At 37.4% G+C, this 15,622-nt stretch carries 15 protein-coding genes; 10 read left to right on the top strand and 5 right to left on the bottom strand.

Annotated elements, in window-relative coordinates; genetic code table 11:
* Positions 1-10: 10 nt before the first annotated feature.
* Positions 11-601 (top strand): superantigen-like protein SSL4, encoded by a 591-nt coding sequence (locus tag DUT69_RS03150; protein WP_113651675.1) that lies wholly within the window; start codon positions 11-13, stop codon positions 599-601.
* Here the strand turns inward: DUT69_RS03150 and DUT69_RS03145 are convergent.
* Both DUT69_RS03145 and DUT69_RS03140 read right to left on the bottom strand, forming a co-directional pair.
* The gene (locus tag DUT69_RS03145) at positions 598-1,539 is read right to left on the bottom strand and encodes a Smr/MutS family protein (RefSeq protein ID WP_113651674.1); all 942 of its coding nucleotides are present in this window, start codon (positions 1,537-1,539) and stop codon (positions 598-600) included. The genes DUT69_RS03150 and DUT69_RS03145 overlap by 4 nt on opposite strands.
* A 119-nt stretch (positions 1,540-1,658) precedes the next feature.
* A complete protein-coding gene (locus DUT69_RS03140) occupies positions 1,659-2,705 on the bottom strand; it encodes a 3-oxoacyl-ACP synthase III family protein (RefSeq protein WP_113651673.1) in 1,047 nt (348 codons plus the stop codon).
* Positions 2,706-2,816: 111 nt separating this feature from the next.
* Here DUT69_RS03140 and DUT69_RS03135 point away from each other — a divergent pair, with 111 nt between their 5' ends.
* Positions 2,817-3,098 carry an ATP-dependent Clp protease adaptor ClpS gene (locus DUT69_RS03135; RefSeq protein ID WP_113651672.1) on the top strand — a complete coding sequence of 94 codons (282 nt, stop codon included), beginning with the start codon at positions 2,817-2,819 and terminating at the stop codon, positions 3,096-3,098.
* A gap of 361 nt (positions 3,099-3,459) precedes the next feature.
* Here the strand turns inward: DUT69_RS03135 and DUT69_RS03130 are convergent, their stop codons facing one another.
* Positions 3,460-4,062 carry a thioredoxin family protein gene (locus tag DUT69_RS03130; RefSeq protein ID WP_113651671.1) on the bottom strand — a complete coding sequence of 201 codons (603 nt, stop codon included), beginning with the start codon at positions 4,060-4,062 and terminating at the stop codon, positions 3,460-3,462.
* Between the two features lie 101 nt (positions 4,063-4,163).
* Here DUT69_RS03130 and DUT69_RS03125 point away from each other — a divergent pair, with 101 nt between their 5' ends.
* The 5 genes from DUT69_RS03125 (at position 4,164) to DUT69_RS03105 (ending at position 11,523) form a co-directional block, all read left to right on the top strand.
* Positions 4,164-6,653 carry a TonB-dependent receptor domain-containing protein gene (locus tag DUT69_RS03125; protein WP_113651670.1) on the top strand — a complete coding sequence of 830 codons (2,490 nt, stop codon included), beginning with the start codon at positions 4,164-4,166 and terminating at the stop codon, positions 6,651-6,653.
* A gap of 20 nt (positions 6,654-6,673) precedes the next feature.
* Complete coding sequence (locus DUT69_RS03120) at positions 6,674-9,082, top strand: outer membrane beta-barrel protein (protein WP_113651669.1); 2,409 nt, start codon at positions 6,674-6,676, stop codon at positions 9,080-9,082.
* 232 nt (positions 9,083-9,314) lie between these two features.
* Positions 9,315-9,869 carry an NUDIX domain-containing protein gene (locus DUT69_RS03115; protein ID WP_113651668.1) on the top strand — a complete coding sequence of 185 codons (555 nt, stop codon included), beginning with the start codon at positions 9,315-9,317 and terminating at the stop codon, positions 9,867-9,869.
* A gap of 5 nt (positions 9,870-9,874) precedes the next feature.
* Positions 9,875-10,615, top strand: coding sequence for a lysophospholipid acyltransferase family protein (locus DUT69_RS03110; protein WP_113651667.1), 741 nt, complete (start codon positions 9,875-9,877; stop codon positions 10,613-10,615).
* 29 nt (positions 10,616-10,644) lie between these two features.
* The gene (locus DUT69_RS03105) at positions 10,645-11,523 is read left to right on the top strand and encodes a TraB/GumN family protein (RefSeq protein ID WP_113651666.1); all 879 of its coding nucleotides are present in this window, start codon (positions 10,645-10,647) and stop codon (positions 11,521-11,523) included.
* Positions 11,524-11,630: 107 nt separating this feature from the next.
* Here DUT69_RS03105 and DUT69_RS03100 read toward each other — a convergent pair whose 3' ends face one another.
* Both DUT69_RS03100 and DUT69_RS03095 read right to left on the bottom strand, forming a co-directional pair.
* Complete coding sequence (locus DUT69_RS03100; RefSeq protein WP_113651665.1) at positions 11,631-12,386, bottom strand: LytR/AlgR family response regulator transcription factor; 756 nt, start codon at positions 12,384-12,386, stop codon at positions 11,631-11,633.
* Between the two features lie 27 nt (positions 12,387-12,413).
* Positions 12,414-13,439, bottom strand: a complete 1,026-nt coding sequence (locus DUT69_RS03095; RefSeq protein WP_113651664.1) for a sensor histidine kinase — start codon at positions 13,437-13,439, stop codon at positions 12,414-12,416.
* A 243-nt stretch (positions 13,440-13,682) separates the two neighbouring features.
* Here DUT69_RS03095 and DUT69_RS19150 point away from each other — a divergent pair, with 243 nt between their 5' ends.
* Genes DUT69_RS19150 through DUT69_RS03085 form a run of 3 tightly spaced genes read left to right on the top strand, consistent with a single transcriptional unit; the run spans position 13,683 to position 15,556 of the window.
* Complete coding sequence (locus tag DUT69_RS19150) at positions 13,683-13,850, top strand: hypothetical protein (protein ID WP_162796157.1); 168 nt, start codon at positions 13,683-13,685, stop codon at positions 13,848-13,850.
* A gap of 1 nt (position 13,851) precedes the next feature.
* The gene (locus DUT69_RS03090) at positions 13,852-14,760 is read left to right on the top strand and encodes an ABC transporter ATP-binding protein (protein WP_113651663.1); all 909 of its coding nucleotides are present in this window, start codon (positions 13,852-13,854) and stop codon (positions 14,758-14,760) included.
* Position 14,761: 1 nt separating this feature from the next.
* Positions 14,762-15,556, top strand: coding sequence for an ABC transporter permease (locus DUT69_RS03085; protein WP_113651662.1), 795 nt, complete (start codon positions 14,762-14,764; stop codon positions 15,554-15,556).
* The last annotated feature ends 66 nt before the right edge of the window (positions 15,557-15,622 follow it).

The following is a 15,622-nucleotide window of genomic DNA, read 5'->3' as shown; positions in this document are numbered from 1 at the left end:
AAATAATCACATGAAAAGAATTATCTACATCTTGTCTCTTGCCGTATTGGCTTCTTGCAGTAATAATAAAAAAGAAAAGAATGAAACAAATTACAGCGCAACGCCCACTGGCCTAAGTGGTTTGCAAAACACTGCTAGTACAACAAGCGCAAATGCAGGCACAACAGCAAGCGATGGCAGCTTATTGCTAAATCCTGAGCATGGCAAACCTGGTCACCGTTGTGATTTGGCCGTAGGTGCTCCGTTAAATGCTGCACCTACACAAGCAATTACTCCAACACCACAACCTGCACCCAACCAAACGGTAAGTGCACCAGTTCCGACCTCTAGCACACCTACGGTAAATGAAAAAGGCCAAAAATTAAATCCGCCACATGGGCAACCAGGCCACAAATGCGAAATTGCTGTTGGTGCACCTTTAGATTCTAAACCTGTACAAACAAATGTTAGCACAACATCTAGCCCTACAGTTACAACTACCACTAGTGCACCTAGCTCAGCACCCGTTGCTACTACTAATGCAAAGGGTCAGAAACTAAACCCAGCCCATGGTCAGCCTGGCCATAAATGCGAGGTGGCTGTTGGTGCGCCTTTGACCTAGTTTTTAAAAACTACTTCGGTAGCACCGAAACCAAATTTTTCTTTGCGGGCATCCATAAATGTTCTTACTTGCGGATGCTTGCTAATTGTTTTGTGGATATGGTGCCTTAAAGTTCCATTTCCCACACCGTGGATAAAAACAATGGAAGGCATTTGATGAACAATTGCTGCATCGAGCATTTGCTGAAACGAAGCCAGTTGTATATCGATAATTTCTGATTGGGATAGAAACTGACAATCGTCTCTTAATTTTTCGATATGCAAATCGATTTCCTTTGCTGGCTTTAACACTTTAGGTTTTTCAGTTTCGCCTTTAAAGAAACTTTCTTTTAATTTTTGTGCATCTATAATGGGTGCAGGTTCATCTAACTGAATGAGCCAACCGTATTTATTGATTTCTGCAATTTGGCTTTTTGCACCATTAAAATCCTTCGATCTGAACTTTTTAGTAATGCTTAACGGCGCTACAGGTTTTAAATTTCCGCTGGTAAAATAAAGGATTTGAAACACAAACTCTGGCCAATTATCTAAATCGCCCAAATTTGCACTATACAATTGCGTACTAGTTTTTGGCTGTACTGCACTTGCAAATTCGCCTTTGTAAAGTCCTTTTTTATCAGTTTTTAAGCTTAGCAAAAGCTGATAAGAACTTCTGTTTATTAGCGTAAAATGCGCAACTGCACTCGCCTTGCTATCTTCGGCAACTGCCAAGAAAACGCCATTTTCTTTAAATTCTTCATCAACTACAATTGTAGCCGTAGGATTAATATTAGCATTTGATGCTTGATGACCATGAACATGCGTAAGATTGCTCGCCACCACCGGAATCTCGAAACCATCGGTATCGGTAACGCCAAAAGTTTGCGCATCGATAATTCGGGTTACATATCCTTCTCTTTTCTCGTCTACAAAACGAACAAAATCACCTAGTTTGAACATAAAATTATTAAGTAGTTAGTATATAGTATTTAGTAGTTAGACATTATTAGTTAGATAGTTGGGCGTCTACGTTTTCAATTTAAAAACGTAAAACTTATAACGTCCAACGTAAAACTCCATTACCATCTTATTAAAGCACTGGCCCAAGTAAATCCAGAGCCGAATGCGGCAAGGCAAACCAAGTCGCCTTCTTTTATTTTGCCAGCTTCCCAAGCCTCGCAAAGTGCTATTGGCACTGAAGCAGCAGTTGTATTCCCATATTTTTGAATGTTATTAAACACCTTATCGTCTGGTAGTTTTAACAATTGCTGTACATATTGGCTGATTCTTAAATTAGCCTGATGTGGCACGAGCAAATCGATATCTTCAGGTTGTAAATTATTAGCCGCCAATGCTTCTTTTATCACCTCTGGAAATTTAACAACCGCTTTTTTAAATACCGCAGGTCCATCCATGTAGGGCAAAGCCGCTCCACTTTCCAACTGTTCGGTCGTCATAAATAAACCGCCAAGCTCTTGTTCTGGGTAACCTGGTTTTTCGGGCATCCATTTATTGGCATGTGCACCCGGATAAAACATGGCTAGTATCTCGGCATCGGCACCATCGCTGTGCAAGTGCGTACTTAAAATTCCCTGACCTTCTTTTTTAGTGGGCTGCAACACTACCGCACCTGCCCCATCGCCAAAAATTACAGAAACATTCCTGCTTCTGGTTTCGAAATCCATAGCAAAAGAATGTTTTTCGCTCCCTACCACCAAAATGTTTTTATACATGCCGGTTTTAATAAACTGATCGGCTATGGATAAAGCATAAACAAAACCAGAACATTGGTTACGAATATCCAATGCGCCAATCTCGCCCATTTTCATTTCCCTTTGCAACAAAACCCCACATCCTGGAAAGTAATAATCCGGACTTAACGTAGCAAAGATGATAAAATCTACATCTTGGGCGGTTATCCCGGCTCTTTCAATTGCGATTTTTGCAGCCTCTACACCCATCGTGGTAGTGGTTTCTCCAAGTCTATCTGCAAAGCGACGTTCTTTTATACCTGTACGTTCCTGAATCCACTCATCGTTGGTATCCATAAAACGAGATAAGTCGTTATTTGTGTACACATTTTTAGGAACGTAATAACCGATTCCGGCGATTTTTGAACTTTGCATAGCAATTGGTTTGATTAACAAATGTAAGAATTTAGAAAGATGTGCGATTAAATGTTTACTATCTCAAATCTAGTGCCTTAAAACTCAAATCTAATTCGTTATTTTTGCACCATGGCTACAGAAACCAAAGAAGAAACATTTACACTGGAAGAAATCCTTACCTCTTTAAAAACAGTTCATCGTTTAATTTTGTGGAATGATGATGTAAATACCTTTGAACATGTGATTTGGTGCATGATGCAATATTTGGATTACAGTGAGGCACAGGGCGAAAAAATAGCTTGGGAAGTGCACAACAAAGGTAAATGTGCCGTTCTTGAAGGTTCTTTTACGGAAATGGAAGTTTACCGCAAAATTTTACAGCAAGAGGGATTAACGGTTTCTGTAGATTAGCCGATTTTATTTATAACTAATTACAATCTTTTGCATTTTTCTTTACCACAGATGCACACAGATTGTTTCTTGTGAAGCTATTGGTCGTTACATTCTAGTAGCAGATTGTATTCAGGCCTAATTCAAATCCTGTTTTGCCTCAATGGTTTGACCACAGATAAACACGGATTGTTTCTTGTGAAGCTATTGATCGTTACATTCTAGTAGCAGATTGTATTCAGGCCTAATTCAAATCCTGTTTTGCCTTAATGGTTTGGCCAGAGATGCACAAAGATAAATACAGATTGTTTTCGGACATCAAAGTTTCAAACAATCCTCCTATCATGCAAGCCGCTAAAAAAGGTGAATTTAAAACATTGAATTATTTTAACTGCTTTAACAGCGCTACCAATTCTTTTTGGGTAGTCAAGGTTTTATCCTTAGCGTACCAACTGTGCAACTGTTCTGCAATTAGCATCATATCGCTGTTTTCCTTTTTCCAGTCGGCTAGTAAAGTTTGTAAAACTGCTGGTCGCGGACCCCATTTTGGCAAAGCCAATTCTTTGTTTTCGTCTAAAATTAATAGAACTGGAATTGCACGACCATTATTAGTTAAATGCGCATCAATTAGTGGCAAATTTCCATCTCTAAGTACCAATTTCAAATCAAATTTATCCGGCGCAACCGAAACCAATTTATTAATAATAGGCACAATTTGAGCAGCGTCGCCACACCAACCTTCGGTAATTACCAAAAAGTGGTATTTGCCAGAAATATTAGCCACTGTTTCTAAAATCTCGTCCGTTAGAACCGTGGTTTTATCAACCCTGTTCATTCTGGCCACATTCATTTTGGTGTAATGCAACATGGCATCGCTATCATCCGGACCAGTTGTTTTGCCTGCCACTAATAGATTATCAACCAATTCGCGGTAGTTGCTGTAAGTTAAACCTTCGTTATCAAAAATATTACCGTAATTAAGCATAAAATAGCTGTAATAAAATAGTTACGCCTCTTTATTTAAACCTTCAAATCCGACCTTTGTCTTCCTTTTAGGAAAACACACGAAACGAAATCAAGATTTAGATGAGACACCTTACCCGCAAAGTTCTATTATTAGCACTAGCAATTTGTATTACAACTGTAAAAATTTACGCACAAACTACCGGAGTTGGAAAAATAACCGGAACCATAGTAGACGGACAAACAAACGAGACCATTCCTTATGCATCTGCATTGGTATTGGACAGAAAAACAAAAGCAACCGTTAAGATAGTTCAAACCGATTTAGATGGAAAATTTACGATTAACAACCTTCCTAAAGGCGTTTACACTTTTAAAGCGAGTTACGTTGGTTTCCAAACCATGGTAAGAGATTCTGTTAGCATTAGCGATGCAGTAAAAGAAGTTAATTTTGGTAGCATTAAAATGAAAACTGCCAAAGGAAATCTTTTACAAGAAGTAACCATTACAGCTGCAAAACCTACTATGCAATTAGGAATTGATAAAAAGGTTTTCTCGGTTGACCAGAGTTTGGTGAGCGAGGGTGGTTCTGCTACCGATCTTTTGCAAAACGTACCATCTGTACAAACAGATATGGAAGGTAACGTAAGCTTACGTGGCTCATCGGGCGTTAGGGTTTTAATAGATGGAAAACCATCTTTAATTGCCGGCGGAAACGTGGCGCAAATCCTGCAATCCATCCCTGCAAGTTCAATTGAAAGTGTAGAGTTAATTACCAACCCATCTGCCAAATACGATGCTGAAGGCCAGTCTGGTATCATCAACATTGTTTTAAAGAAGAATAAAAAATTAGGTTTTAACGGCTCTTTAGCTTTAACTGCCGGAAATAGAGAAAACTATAACGCTAACACCAGCTTAAGTTTCCAGAACAGCAAAGTAAATATTTTTGGTAACTACAGTTACCGTTATGGTTACAGAATTGGTCGTGGGTATAATAACATTACTTATTTAAATCCATCTGCTGGCGGATTAGGTTTCGCCAACCAAAACAACGAATCGAGAGATTTGAATGACGGACACAACTTAAAAGCTGGTTTAGATTACTATTTGGCAGAGAAAACAGTGGTTACATTTTCTGCAGGTTTAAACTACAGAACAGGCGATGAAAACGAGTTATTGAATATAAATCAGTTAGGCGTTGCTTTCAATCCATTGTCTTTAAGCAGAAGAACCAATAACGAAACACAAGACAATAAGAGTTATGATTTGAACTTGGATTTCTCTCAGAAATTTAAAAATCCGAAGGAAGAAATTACAGCTAACTTCAGTTTCTCTGAGGGAACCAACGATAATTATCAAATCTATAACACCAACATTTTCAATCTAAACGGAAATGCTGTTGACGATTTAGATATTCAGCGTACAGATCGCGATAGCTATAATAAAAACTACACTGCACAAATAGATTATACACGTCCTTTGGGTGCTAATGGCAAATTAGAGGCTGGATACCGCACTCAAATCCGTAATTCGGAGAGTTTAACTTATGCCGATCAGTTAAGCCCGGTTAATGGCGATTATGATTTTAACTACGCGTTAAGTAACGATTTTAACAGTAAAGACCAAGTACATGCAGTATATGTGAACTACCAAAATCAGATTAAAAACTTTGGCTATCAGTTAGGTTTAAGAGGTGAAGATGCTACCTTAAATACGAGCATGGGCGCTTATGATATCAACTCGAACATTGCTTACACTCCAGGAAAAGTTGCTTATACTAGAATTTATCCGAGTGTGTTTTTAACGCAAAAACTTAAAAACGAGCAACAGTTACAAGCTAGTTATAGCCGTAGGGTAAATCGTCCGCGTGGTTGGGATACCAATCCATTCTTAGATGTTTCCGATCCGTTAAACTATCGTCAGGGTAATCCAAACTTACAACCAGAAGATGTGCATGCTTTTGAGTTGAGCTACAGCAAGTTTTTCACTAAGTTCTCTTTAATCTCGTCATTGTATTTACGTAAAACGAATGACGTAATCCAAAGATTAAGAACCGAACCAGATGCAAATGGTATTACGATTACTACGCCACAAAACCTAACCAACAACATCTCTAGCGGTGTGGAGTTAATTGGTAAATTCGACTTGGTTAAAAAATGGAATTTTACAGCCAACGTTAACTTATACCAAAGCAAAATTAAAGGTGTACCAGAATTTGGTATTGTAGAAAACGCTGGTTTTAGCTACAACGCTAACTTAACCAACAACTTTACTCTACCTTACGGGATAACTTTACAAGTTAGAGGCGATTACAGATCTAGAGAAGTAATGGCACAGGGTATTAGAAAGGCGATGTTTGGTGTAGATGGTGGTGCAAAATACGACATCAGCAAAAAAGCGAGCTTGAGCTTAAACGTAAGAGATATTTTTGCTAGCAGAAAGTGGGAGATGCAAACCATTGGCGAAACTTCAATCGTAGATTTTAGTCGCTTATGGGGCGGAACCCAAGCCAACTTAACGTTCTCTTACCGTTTTGGTAAAAACGATTTTAGCTTCAAGAAAACACCTAAAAAATCTGAAGAAGGCAGTCGTCCAGAAGAAGAATCTTTTTAACATATTAATTTAGCTCCAACTTGAAAAAACACGCCCTCCTCTTTATAGCCCTAAGCATTTTAAGCTTAACCACTTTTGGTATCGGCTCTGCCGAAAAGGGTGTTATTAGAGGAAAGGTTGTTGAAGAAGTTGGAGCTTTAGCTATTCCTTTCGCAGGCGTTGCACTTTTCGAAGCAAACTCCGAGCAACCGCTACAAACCATTCAGACAGACGAGAATGGTTTTTTTAAATTCAGCAATCTTAAAAACGGCACTTATAAGGTTCGTGTTAGCTACGTTGGCTTTACCAATTTATTTGTTAACGATATTCTTTTAACAGAAAAAGACAGCGATAAAAACCTAGGCAACTTAAAATTAGCAAGCGAGCAAAGCAACTTGAACGAAGTTGTAATTACCGCCCAAAAACCGGTAATAGAATTTGGTGCCGATGTAATTACCTATAACGTGGGCTCTTCAATTTTAGCAGAAGGCAGTACAGCGACCGATCTGTTAAAAAATGTACCAATGGTACAGGTTGATATTGATGGTAATGCCACCATAACCGGAAAAAGAAGTACCAGGGTTTTTATTGATGGAAAACCATCGGACTATATGACCTCGAACATTGCCGACCTGCTAAACGTATTGCCCTCAGATGCTATTGAGAAGATAGAAGTAATGACAAATCCTCCATCAAAATATTCTGGCGATGGCGAAGGGATTTTAAACATTGTAATGAAAAAAGGCTTTAAAGTTGGCTTTAATGGAAATTTAGGAATAACAGCTGGTGTACAAGGCAACAAAAACGCTAACGCCAATGCTTCTTACAAAGGCAAAAACTATAACATTAATGGCAGTGCAGGGTACAGATATAACATTAATCGTGGCGATAGCGAAAGTTATAGAACCAACTTTTTGCCAGACACTACCTTTTACCTAAATCAGTTTAACAATTACGATAACAACAGCAATGGTGGTAATTTTAGAGTGGGTTTTGATTGGGATATTACCGAAAAACAGAGCTTGCGACTTTCTACCAATTACAACATTAATAAAAACGATAATCTATCTGGCAACAATTTTTATTACTTAAACGAGGATTATATAGAAACAAGGTTACGTAACCAAAAAAACTTTGGAGACGGTAATAGCAATAACTTTGTATTTAACGCAGATTATAATTTAAAAACAGATACCAGTGGTGGTAAATTAAGTTTAGGGTTTACCCTAAATACTAACACCAACAACGACCTCCGCTCTTACGACAGGATGTTTATTTTCCCTACTAACTTAAGTCCAACCTTACAGCAAAACAATAACCAAACAGATAACGACGGTATTAATTTTACGCTAGATTATGATAAACCTGTTTTTAAAAAACGAGATCAGTTAGAGTTTGGCGTGGCTTATAACTACCGCAAAAACAACAACGATTTATTGGTGCAAAATTTTAACTACCAAACAGAAGAATTTATTACCAATCAGCGGTTAAGCAATAAGTTCTTTTATAACGAAAATATTTTATCGGCCTATGCTTCTTACAATTACCGAAAAGATGGCTGGGGCTTAAAAACTGGCTTAAGAACAGAATATACCGATGTAAACTTCGACCTCTCTACCGGCGAAAGCTATAACGTAAAACCTTATTTCAGCCTTTTCCCAAATATTTCTATTAACAGATTTTTTAAAAAGAGGTACAATTTTGGCGCAACTTATAGCATCCGTATTAACAGACCTAGAGAAAACGCATTAAACCCGCAGGTTAATAACTCAGACACATTAAATATCTCGTACGGAAACCCAGATTTAAACCCAGCTTACACGCATCAAATGGGATTAAGCTTTGGCGTTTTTGGTCAGAAATGGTCTTTTACACCACGTGTTTCCTATTCCACCAGCAAAGGCGTAATCGAGCAGTATCGCATTGTAAAACCTAACGGAATTTCTGAGCGTACCTTTAGCAACGTAGGCACTAACAATGCCCTTGCCCTAATGCTTATCGGTAACTACCGCCCAACTAATAAGATATCTACAAACGGAAATTTTAGCGTTATCCAAAACAATTATTCTTCCAGCTTAAATTCTTCGTTAAACAGAACAGGTTTAAGTTTACGTGGTTCGCTTGGCTTTTCTATGCAATTGCCATTAAAAACTGCGTTTGAATCTAACTTAAATTACGCCAATAACATTACCGCCCAAGGTCGTAATAAAGGTTCTATAACCAGCAGTTTCGGCGCTCGTAAAAGCTTTTTCAAAAATACGCTTTCGGCACGTATAAGTACCAACGACCCTTTCGGACGCAGAAACAACACTTCTTTTAACCAAGGTGTAAATTTCGTTTCGCAAAATTTTTCTACTAATAACAGTAACAACGTAAGTTTTAGCTTAAACTATCGTTTTACAAAAATCAAAACCAACAAGGTCGAAATTCCGCCGGCACCAAAGCCTTAATTTTTTCCGAAAAGCAAATCTCTACGGTCAATTAAAGTTAGTCCTGCTAACCGCTTTACTCCTCCCGATGAAAAATCGGGATCCGTGTTCGCTAATATCAGGTTTAGACGGCAAAAACAATACTGCTATTTTGGGTTGTAGGGTGTGTACTTGCATGCAACATAAAACACGTAATTAGCAACTGAAAACTTACGATACATTAGTGTAATCTTATAATTCGTATCTTGCAGCCATGAGCGAGCATAACCCTTGGAAGGTTTTAGAAAGCAAAGAGATTTACAATAACAACTGGATAAAACTAACCGAACATCAAGTTTTAAATCCGGCTGGAGGCCATGGAATTTACGGAGAAGTGCATTTCAAAAACATCGCCATTGGCATTTTACCCTTAGATGAAGAATTGAATACCTGGCTGGTTGGTCAGTATCGTTTCCCGACAAAAAGCTACAGCTGGGAGATTGTAGAGGGTGGTGGACCGTTAAACGACGAGCCACTGGAAAGTGCGAAAAGAGAACTCTCTGAAGAAACCGGACTGACCGCCATCAAATTCACAGAGATACAACGCATGTACTTATCTAATTCTGTTAGTGATGAATTAGCAATTATCTATATTGCCCAAGGCTTAACGCCCGGGCAGTCATCTCCAGAAGAAACGGAAGAACTAATTGTTAAAAAGTTACCTTTTGAGCAGGCCTATCAAATGGTTATGGCTGGCGAAATTACAGACAGCATCAGCGTTGCTGCCATTTTAAAAACCAAAATATTAATACAAGAAGGAAAAATTTAATTTACATGAGCAAGTTTTTTGGCTACCTATTTACGCCTATATTTTACATCCTATTTTTTGGATTTCTGTGTATCTTCCATCCTATTCAATGGGTTTGCTTTAAGCTTTTCGGTTATAAAGCGCACAAAACATCGGTAGATATTTTAAACCTTTTTTTAACCTACAGCAATTGGGCTTTATTTAACTCGGTAACATTTATAAACAAACAAAACCTGCCAACAGACCGACCAATAATTTTTGTTGCCAATCACCAAAGTATGTATGATATTCCGGGAATGATTTGGCACTTGAGAAAACATCAGCCTAAATTTATTTCTAAAATAGAATTGACTAAAAACATACCATCTATTTCTTATAACCTGCGTGTTGGCGGTGGTGCAAACATTAACAGAAAAGATAGCAAACAAGCAGTTTCTGAACTGATTAAGTTAGGCCGACGAATGAAAGAAAACAATTGGAGTACCGTTATTTTTGCTGAAGGCACAAGGGCTAAAGATGGCAAACTAAAACCTTTTCAGGTTGGCGGAATTGCAACGCTTTTAAAAGTTGTGCCTGATGCTTTAGTTGTGCCGGTAGCCATAGAAAACTCTTGGAAAATTGTACGTTATGGAATGTTTCCGCTAACGGTTGGCAATCCGATAAAATGGGAGGTTTTAAGCCCAATAGACAAAACCGATAAAAATGCCGAAGAGATTGTTTTAGCTGCAGAAAGTGCAATTAGAACTAAATTACATCAAAGTATTTAAATTAGGCTTTGGTCAAATCATCCCACGTTATGAAAGCATTCCGTTATTTATTCGTACTATTTTTAAGCTTTTCTGTTTCCGCCTATGCGCAAAATAAAAAAGCTGCCAATACCTTACTTTGGGAAATTAGTGGCAATGGGCTTAAAAGTCCTTCTTATATGTTTGGCACCTACCACTTTGCAGGCAAGAGTTTTATAGACAGTATGACTGTAGTAAACGAGAAGTTAAAAAATGCAAATGCTATTGTAGGCGAATTGGTGATGGACAGCACTATGGCAACCAAGCTAGTGCCATTTATGCTAATGAAAAACAATTTTTTAGATAAGTTACTTACGCCAACTGAATATAAATTGGTAGAAGAGTATTTTAAAAAGGTATCTGGCTACGACCTTAAAATGTTTAACTCCATGAAACCGATGGCTATTCAAATTACCATTATGGGCCTTACTGCTCCATCTACTTTTTCTAAAGAAAACCCAGCAATAGATGAATATTTTCAAACGTACGCTAGTGCTAACGGAAAACCCGTTTACGGTTTGGAAACGGCAGAAGATCAAGGCGAAATTCTTTTCGGGAGCACACTAGAACGCCAGAAAGAATTGTTGCTAAAAAGCATTAAAGAAGAAGCTAAAAACAAGAAAACTGCAGACGATCTTTACCAAAATTACATCTTGCAAGATTTAGCAAAAATGGAAAGTCTATTCAAAGTGGACGATAATACCACTCAAGCAGAAATGGATAAACTGCTGAAGAACCGAAATGATAAATGGATGGAAAAACTGCCTGCGATGATGCAAAAAGAGAACTTATTTATCGCAGTTGGTGCTGGCCATTTACTTGGTAAGGATGGTTTAATAAAAGGTTTACAGGCTAAAGGTTACTCGGTTAAACCGGTGGCGACAAATTAGGTTTTTGCGTCATGCTATAAGAAAGATTGTCATTCCGACTTTGGAGGAATCTAAACTGACAGCCCAATTCAATAGATCCTTTGCTTCGCTCTGAATGACAAATTATACTAAATATTCTTTCCGTCGATACGCTTAAAGAACTCGTCTCTATAAGTATCTCCTATCGGGATGATTTTAGATGCGATGGAAATTCTGCTCCGCTCTATACTTTCAATTTTATCTAAAGCAATAATATAAGATTTATGCACACGAATAAAATCGCCTTTTGGCAAAGTTTCTTCCATCTTTTTCATATTCTGCAAAGTAATTACACGCTCCGTTTTGGTAAAAATAGAGATGTAATCTTTTAAGCCTTCTATGTACAGAATATCATCGAGCTGTATTTTTTGTATTTTATGTTCGGTTTTAACAAAAATAAAATCCTGTACTTGCTGTGGCGCCGGCGCACTTACAAAACTTTGTATTTGTGGTGGTTCTGGAGCAGGCGCTACAGGTTCGGCCTTTTGCAGCTGATTATGTACTTTTTCTACCGCTTTGTAAAACCTATCGAAAGCAATTGGCTTAAGCAAGTAATCAGATACATTTAAGTCGTAACTCTCCAGCGCATACTGCGAATAAGCTGTGGTTAAAATATAGTTGGATTTTCCATTGGCAATTTTCAGAAATTGTATCCCAGTTAAATCTGGCATTTGGATGTCTAGAAAAACCAAATCAATACCGCCGGCTTGCACCAACTGTAAAGCCTCTATTGCATTTTCGGTTCTTTTAACCAATTCTAAAAAAGGTACTTTCGAAACGTAATCTTCAATAATATCTAGTGCTAGCGGCTCATCGTCTACAGCAATACATTTTAACTTCATCATTTTATTTGCCTTTGGTTTTTATATTTTTTACAAATCCAACATCAACTCTGTTGTATAATGGGTAGCCGAATTTACAATATTTAATTTATACCTATCGGGATAAAGCAACTGCAACCTTCGTTCTACGTTATTTAAGCCAACGCCACCCATTGCATCTTTATTAGTTTTGTTCTTCTTGTTGCTTACGCTAAAGTGCAATATCTTTTGGTTTGCAATAATATTAATCTTTATCGGGTTTTCCGGATCGTTTGCTACCCCGTGTTTAAAAGCATTTTCTACAAACGATATTAAGATTAAAGGTACAATCTGTTGCCCATCTATTTCGCCATTTAACGTAATTTCTACCGCAGCGCCATCTTTAAAGCGCAATTTATGTAGTTCAATGTAACTTTGAACATATTCTACCTCTTTGCTAAGCGCAACCCAACTATCGTTACTTTCATAAATCATGTAACGCATAATTTCAGAAAGCTTTAAAATAGCATCGGCAGTTTTATCAGACTTTTGGTACGCCAACGAATAGATATTGTTTAACGAGTTGAACAAAAAGTGTGGGTTAAGCTGCGATTTGAGGAATTGAAGTTCCATATCTTTTTTTTCGCTCTCTAGGTTACGTTGCACCCTTTCGTTGCTAAACCAGTCTATAGAAAACTTAATGATACAGCTAGACACCAAAAAGAAACCCGAAATAAACGACACGACCACTGCATACATGTTTAGTGAAATGTGGTGTATTTTTCCCCTAGCATCTTTTCCCTGCAATAAATCTTCGGGATTTAAAGCCGCAAAAACCGTTTTTACAGCCGCAGTGGCCAGCACCAAAAGTAAAAACGCTAGTATGTAAAGCCAGTACTTTTTTCGTTTCTGAATTAGCTCTGGGATAAGTATTATATAATTGATATAAAAAATAGAGACATTAAGCAAACCAAAAATTCCATCGGTAATAATGTAGTCTTTAACCGTATGTTCAGACACGAGCATATCTATTACCACAATAGCTAACATAATTAGCCAAAATATAACATGCATCGCAATAGCGCCTTTACTTTTCATCAGATTGTTATTAGATTTCTATCCCACAAATTAAATATATCTCTTGTTTTACGCCACCACTTTCGACGAACGGGCAATTTTTTTCTACCAAAAGGCTAAAATTAGCAATAAGCCACGAAACTATTCATTTTAACCGTTTATCTATAATTATCTGCACTTGGTCTAAAACATTTTAGCAGTATTTTTAAAATCATTCTCTTTGGTTAACAAAACAAACAAACCTATTACCTAAAAATAGAAATCATGAAAAAGTTAACCAACGTATCGCCATTCTTACTTTTATTATTTCCAGTATTTATAATGATGTTGTTCGCTTTTGCTACAAGCACTACTGCAACGCAAGAAGATGAAGTTGTTTTAAAAACTACACCAACTGCAACAAACAGTATTGTAAAAGCATTTTTAAAATAAGATGAGCAATTTTGCAATAGAAACTGTTGGACTTAACTACCACTTTGGTAACCAAACGGTAGTTAAAGACTTATCGCTACAAGTGCCAAAAGGTAGTATATATGGTTTTTTAGGTCCGAATGGAGCGGGTAAAACCACAACAATTAAAATTTTGCTTAACCTTTTGCAATCGCCTACCGATCAAGTTTTTGTATTTGGCAAAGAGCTAAATGCTAATCGCATTGCAAGTTTAAAAAGAATGGGCGCTTTGGTAGAACAACCTGCAATTTATGCGCACCTAACTGGCAAAGAAAACTTGGTTAACCGTTGCATGCTTTTAGGCATTAACAAGAACAAAAGTAACGAAATGCTAAGCCTTGTTGGCTTGGTTGAAGCTGCCAATAAAAAAGCGGGCAAATATTCTTTAGGCATGAAGCAACGCTTAGGAATTGCATTGGCATTAATTGGCGATCCTGAATTGTTGTTGTTAGACGAACCTACAAACGGCTTAGACCCTAACGGGATTATAGAAATAAGAAACCTAATGATTGAGTTGGTTACCAAACATGGAAAAACCATTTTAGTATCTAGCCATTTATTAGCAGAAATAGAAAGAACGGCAACGCATGTTGGCATTATTAATAAAGGTCAGTTACTTTTTCAAGGTACCATAGGCGATTTACAGAGCTTGAGTAAACCCCTTGTTAAAATTGAGGCTGATGATTTGGCATTAGCACAAAATATTTTAGCAACAGCCGGTGCCGAGGTTTTGCAAAACGATGGGAAATCGATATCGATTGTTTATAAAGGCAAGGAAGATATGGGCATTTTGAACAGTACGCTGGTGCAAAACGGCGTTACCGTTTATAGTTTGGCTCAAGAAAGAAAAGACCTAGAAAATTTATTTTTAGACATTACCTCAAAGAATTGATATGCGCTCTTTATATATTTCATTAACTTCAGAATTCTACAAATCTCGTAAAACGCTTGCTTTTTGGGCTGCCATTATCTTGCCCGTTGTTATTTGCGGGTTAATAGCCTTTGGTTTTTATAGTGATACGGAAAGGTTATTAAAAGCTAACAGCCCGGGCTTGATTTTATGGGGCAGATATAGTGGTGCTGCATTGGGCGTAATGGGCATGCTAATTTTGCCTTTTTACGTAATGTTTATGGCATTTTCGGTAAATAACATCGAACATAAAAACGACACTTGGAAAACGCTTTTCGCACAACCCTTAAACAAATTTTCTATTTATGCAGCAAAATACCTTTACGCAGTTTTGCTACTGGTAATCTGTTTGTCGTTATTTTTGCTGTTAACAATTGCATCAGGTTATTTGCTACAGGTTTTAGTTCCAAAACTTACCTTTAAAGATTACAACCCTACTTTACTCCTATTTAAATTTTACAGTAAATTATTTTTAGCTTCGTTAGGTATTTTATCTGTACAATTTGTTCTGAGTTTAATTTGGTCTGATTTTTTAAAACCAATGGGAATAGGTTTTGTAGGCATCATTGCAGGAATTATTACGGCAAATGTTGGTTGGAAACACGCTTACCTAATTCCATATAGCGACCCAACGCTAGCTTTACGGGTAACAAGAGTTAAGGATGCTAAATTGGAGGAGTTTCCAATTTTTACGCAAGAAATTTGGGTAAGCTTAGCCTACGCTGCAGTGTTGTTTATTGTAGGTTACTTTATTTTATCTAAAAAGAACATCAAATAAAAAATAGTTTTTAGTTTAGTTGAAGAGGGCGCTTTTATAGCGCCCTTTTTTGTTATATAGCTTTTA

This window comes from Pedobacter namyangjuensis, from assembly GCF_003313325.1.
Classification (GTDB): domain Bacteria; phylum Bacteroidota; class Bacteroidia; order Sphingobacteriales; family Sphingobacteriaceae; genus Pedobacter; species Pedobacter namyangjuensis.
This window is presented reverse-complemented; position numbering and strand designations above follow the sequence as displayed.

Coding starts and splice junctions, on each gene's coding strand:
- DUT69_RS03150 (WP_113651675.1), top strand. CDS start 11: ATGAAAAGAATTATCTACATCTTGTCTCTTGCCGTATTGGCTTCTTGC.
- DUT69_RS03145 (WP_113651674.1), bottom strand. CDS start 1,539: ATGTTCAAACTAGGTGATTTTGTTCGTTTTGTAGACGAGAAAAGAGAA.
- DUT69_RS03140 (WP_113651673.1), bottom strand. CDS start 2,705: ATGCAAAGTTCAAAAATCGCCGGAATCGGTTATTACGTTCCTAAAAAT.
- DUT69_RS03135 (WP_113651672.1), top strand. CDS start 2,817: ATGGCTACAGAAACCAAAGAAGAAACATTTACACTGGAAGAAATCCTT.
- DUT69_RS03130 (WP_113651671.1), bottom strand. CDS start 4,062: ATGCTTAATTACGGTAATATTTTTGATAACGAAGGTTTAACTTACAGC.
- DUT69_RS03125 (WP_113651670.1), top strand. CDS start 4,164: ATGAGACACCTTACCCGCAAAGTTCTATTATTAGCACTAGCAATTTGT.
- DUT69_RS03115 (WP_113651668.1), top strand. CDS start 9,315: ATGAGCGAGCATAACCCTTGGAAGGTTTTAGAAAGCAAAGAGATTTAC.
- DUT69_RS03110 (WP_113651667.1), top strand. CDS start 9,875: ATGAGCAAGTTTTTTGGCTACCTATTTACGCCTATATTTTACATCCTA.
- DUT69_RS03105 (WP_113651666.1), top strand. CDS start 10,645: ATGAAAGCATTCCGTTATTTATTCGTACTATTTTTAAGCTTTTCTGTT.
- DUT69_RS03100 (WP_113651665.1), bottom strand. CDS start 12,386: ATGATGAAGTTAAAATGTATTGCTGTAGACGATGAGCCGCTAGCACTA.
- DUT69_RS03095 (WP_113651664.1), bottom strand. CDS start 13,439: ATGAAAAGTAAAGGCGCTATTGCGATGCATGTTATATTTTGGCTAATT.
- DUT69_RS19150 (WP_162796157.1), top strand. CDS start 13,683: ATGAAAAAGTTAACCAACGTATCGCCATTCTTACTTTTATTATTTCCA.
- DUT69_RS03090 (WP_113651663.1), top strand. CDS start 13,852: ATGAGCAATTTTGCAATAGAAACTGTTGGACTTAACTACCACTTTGGT.
- DUT69_RS03085 (WP_113651662.1), top strand. CDS start 14,762: ATGCGCTCTTTATATATTTCATTAACTTCAGAATTCTACAAATCTCGT.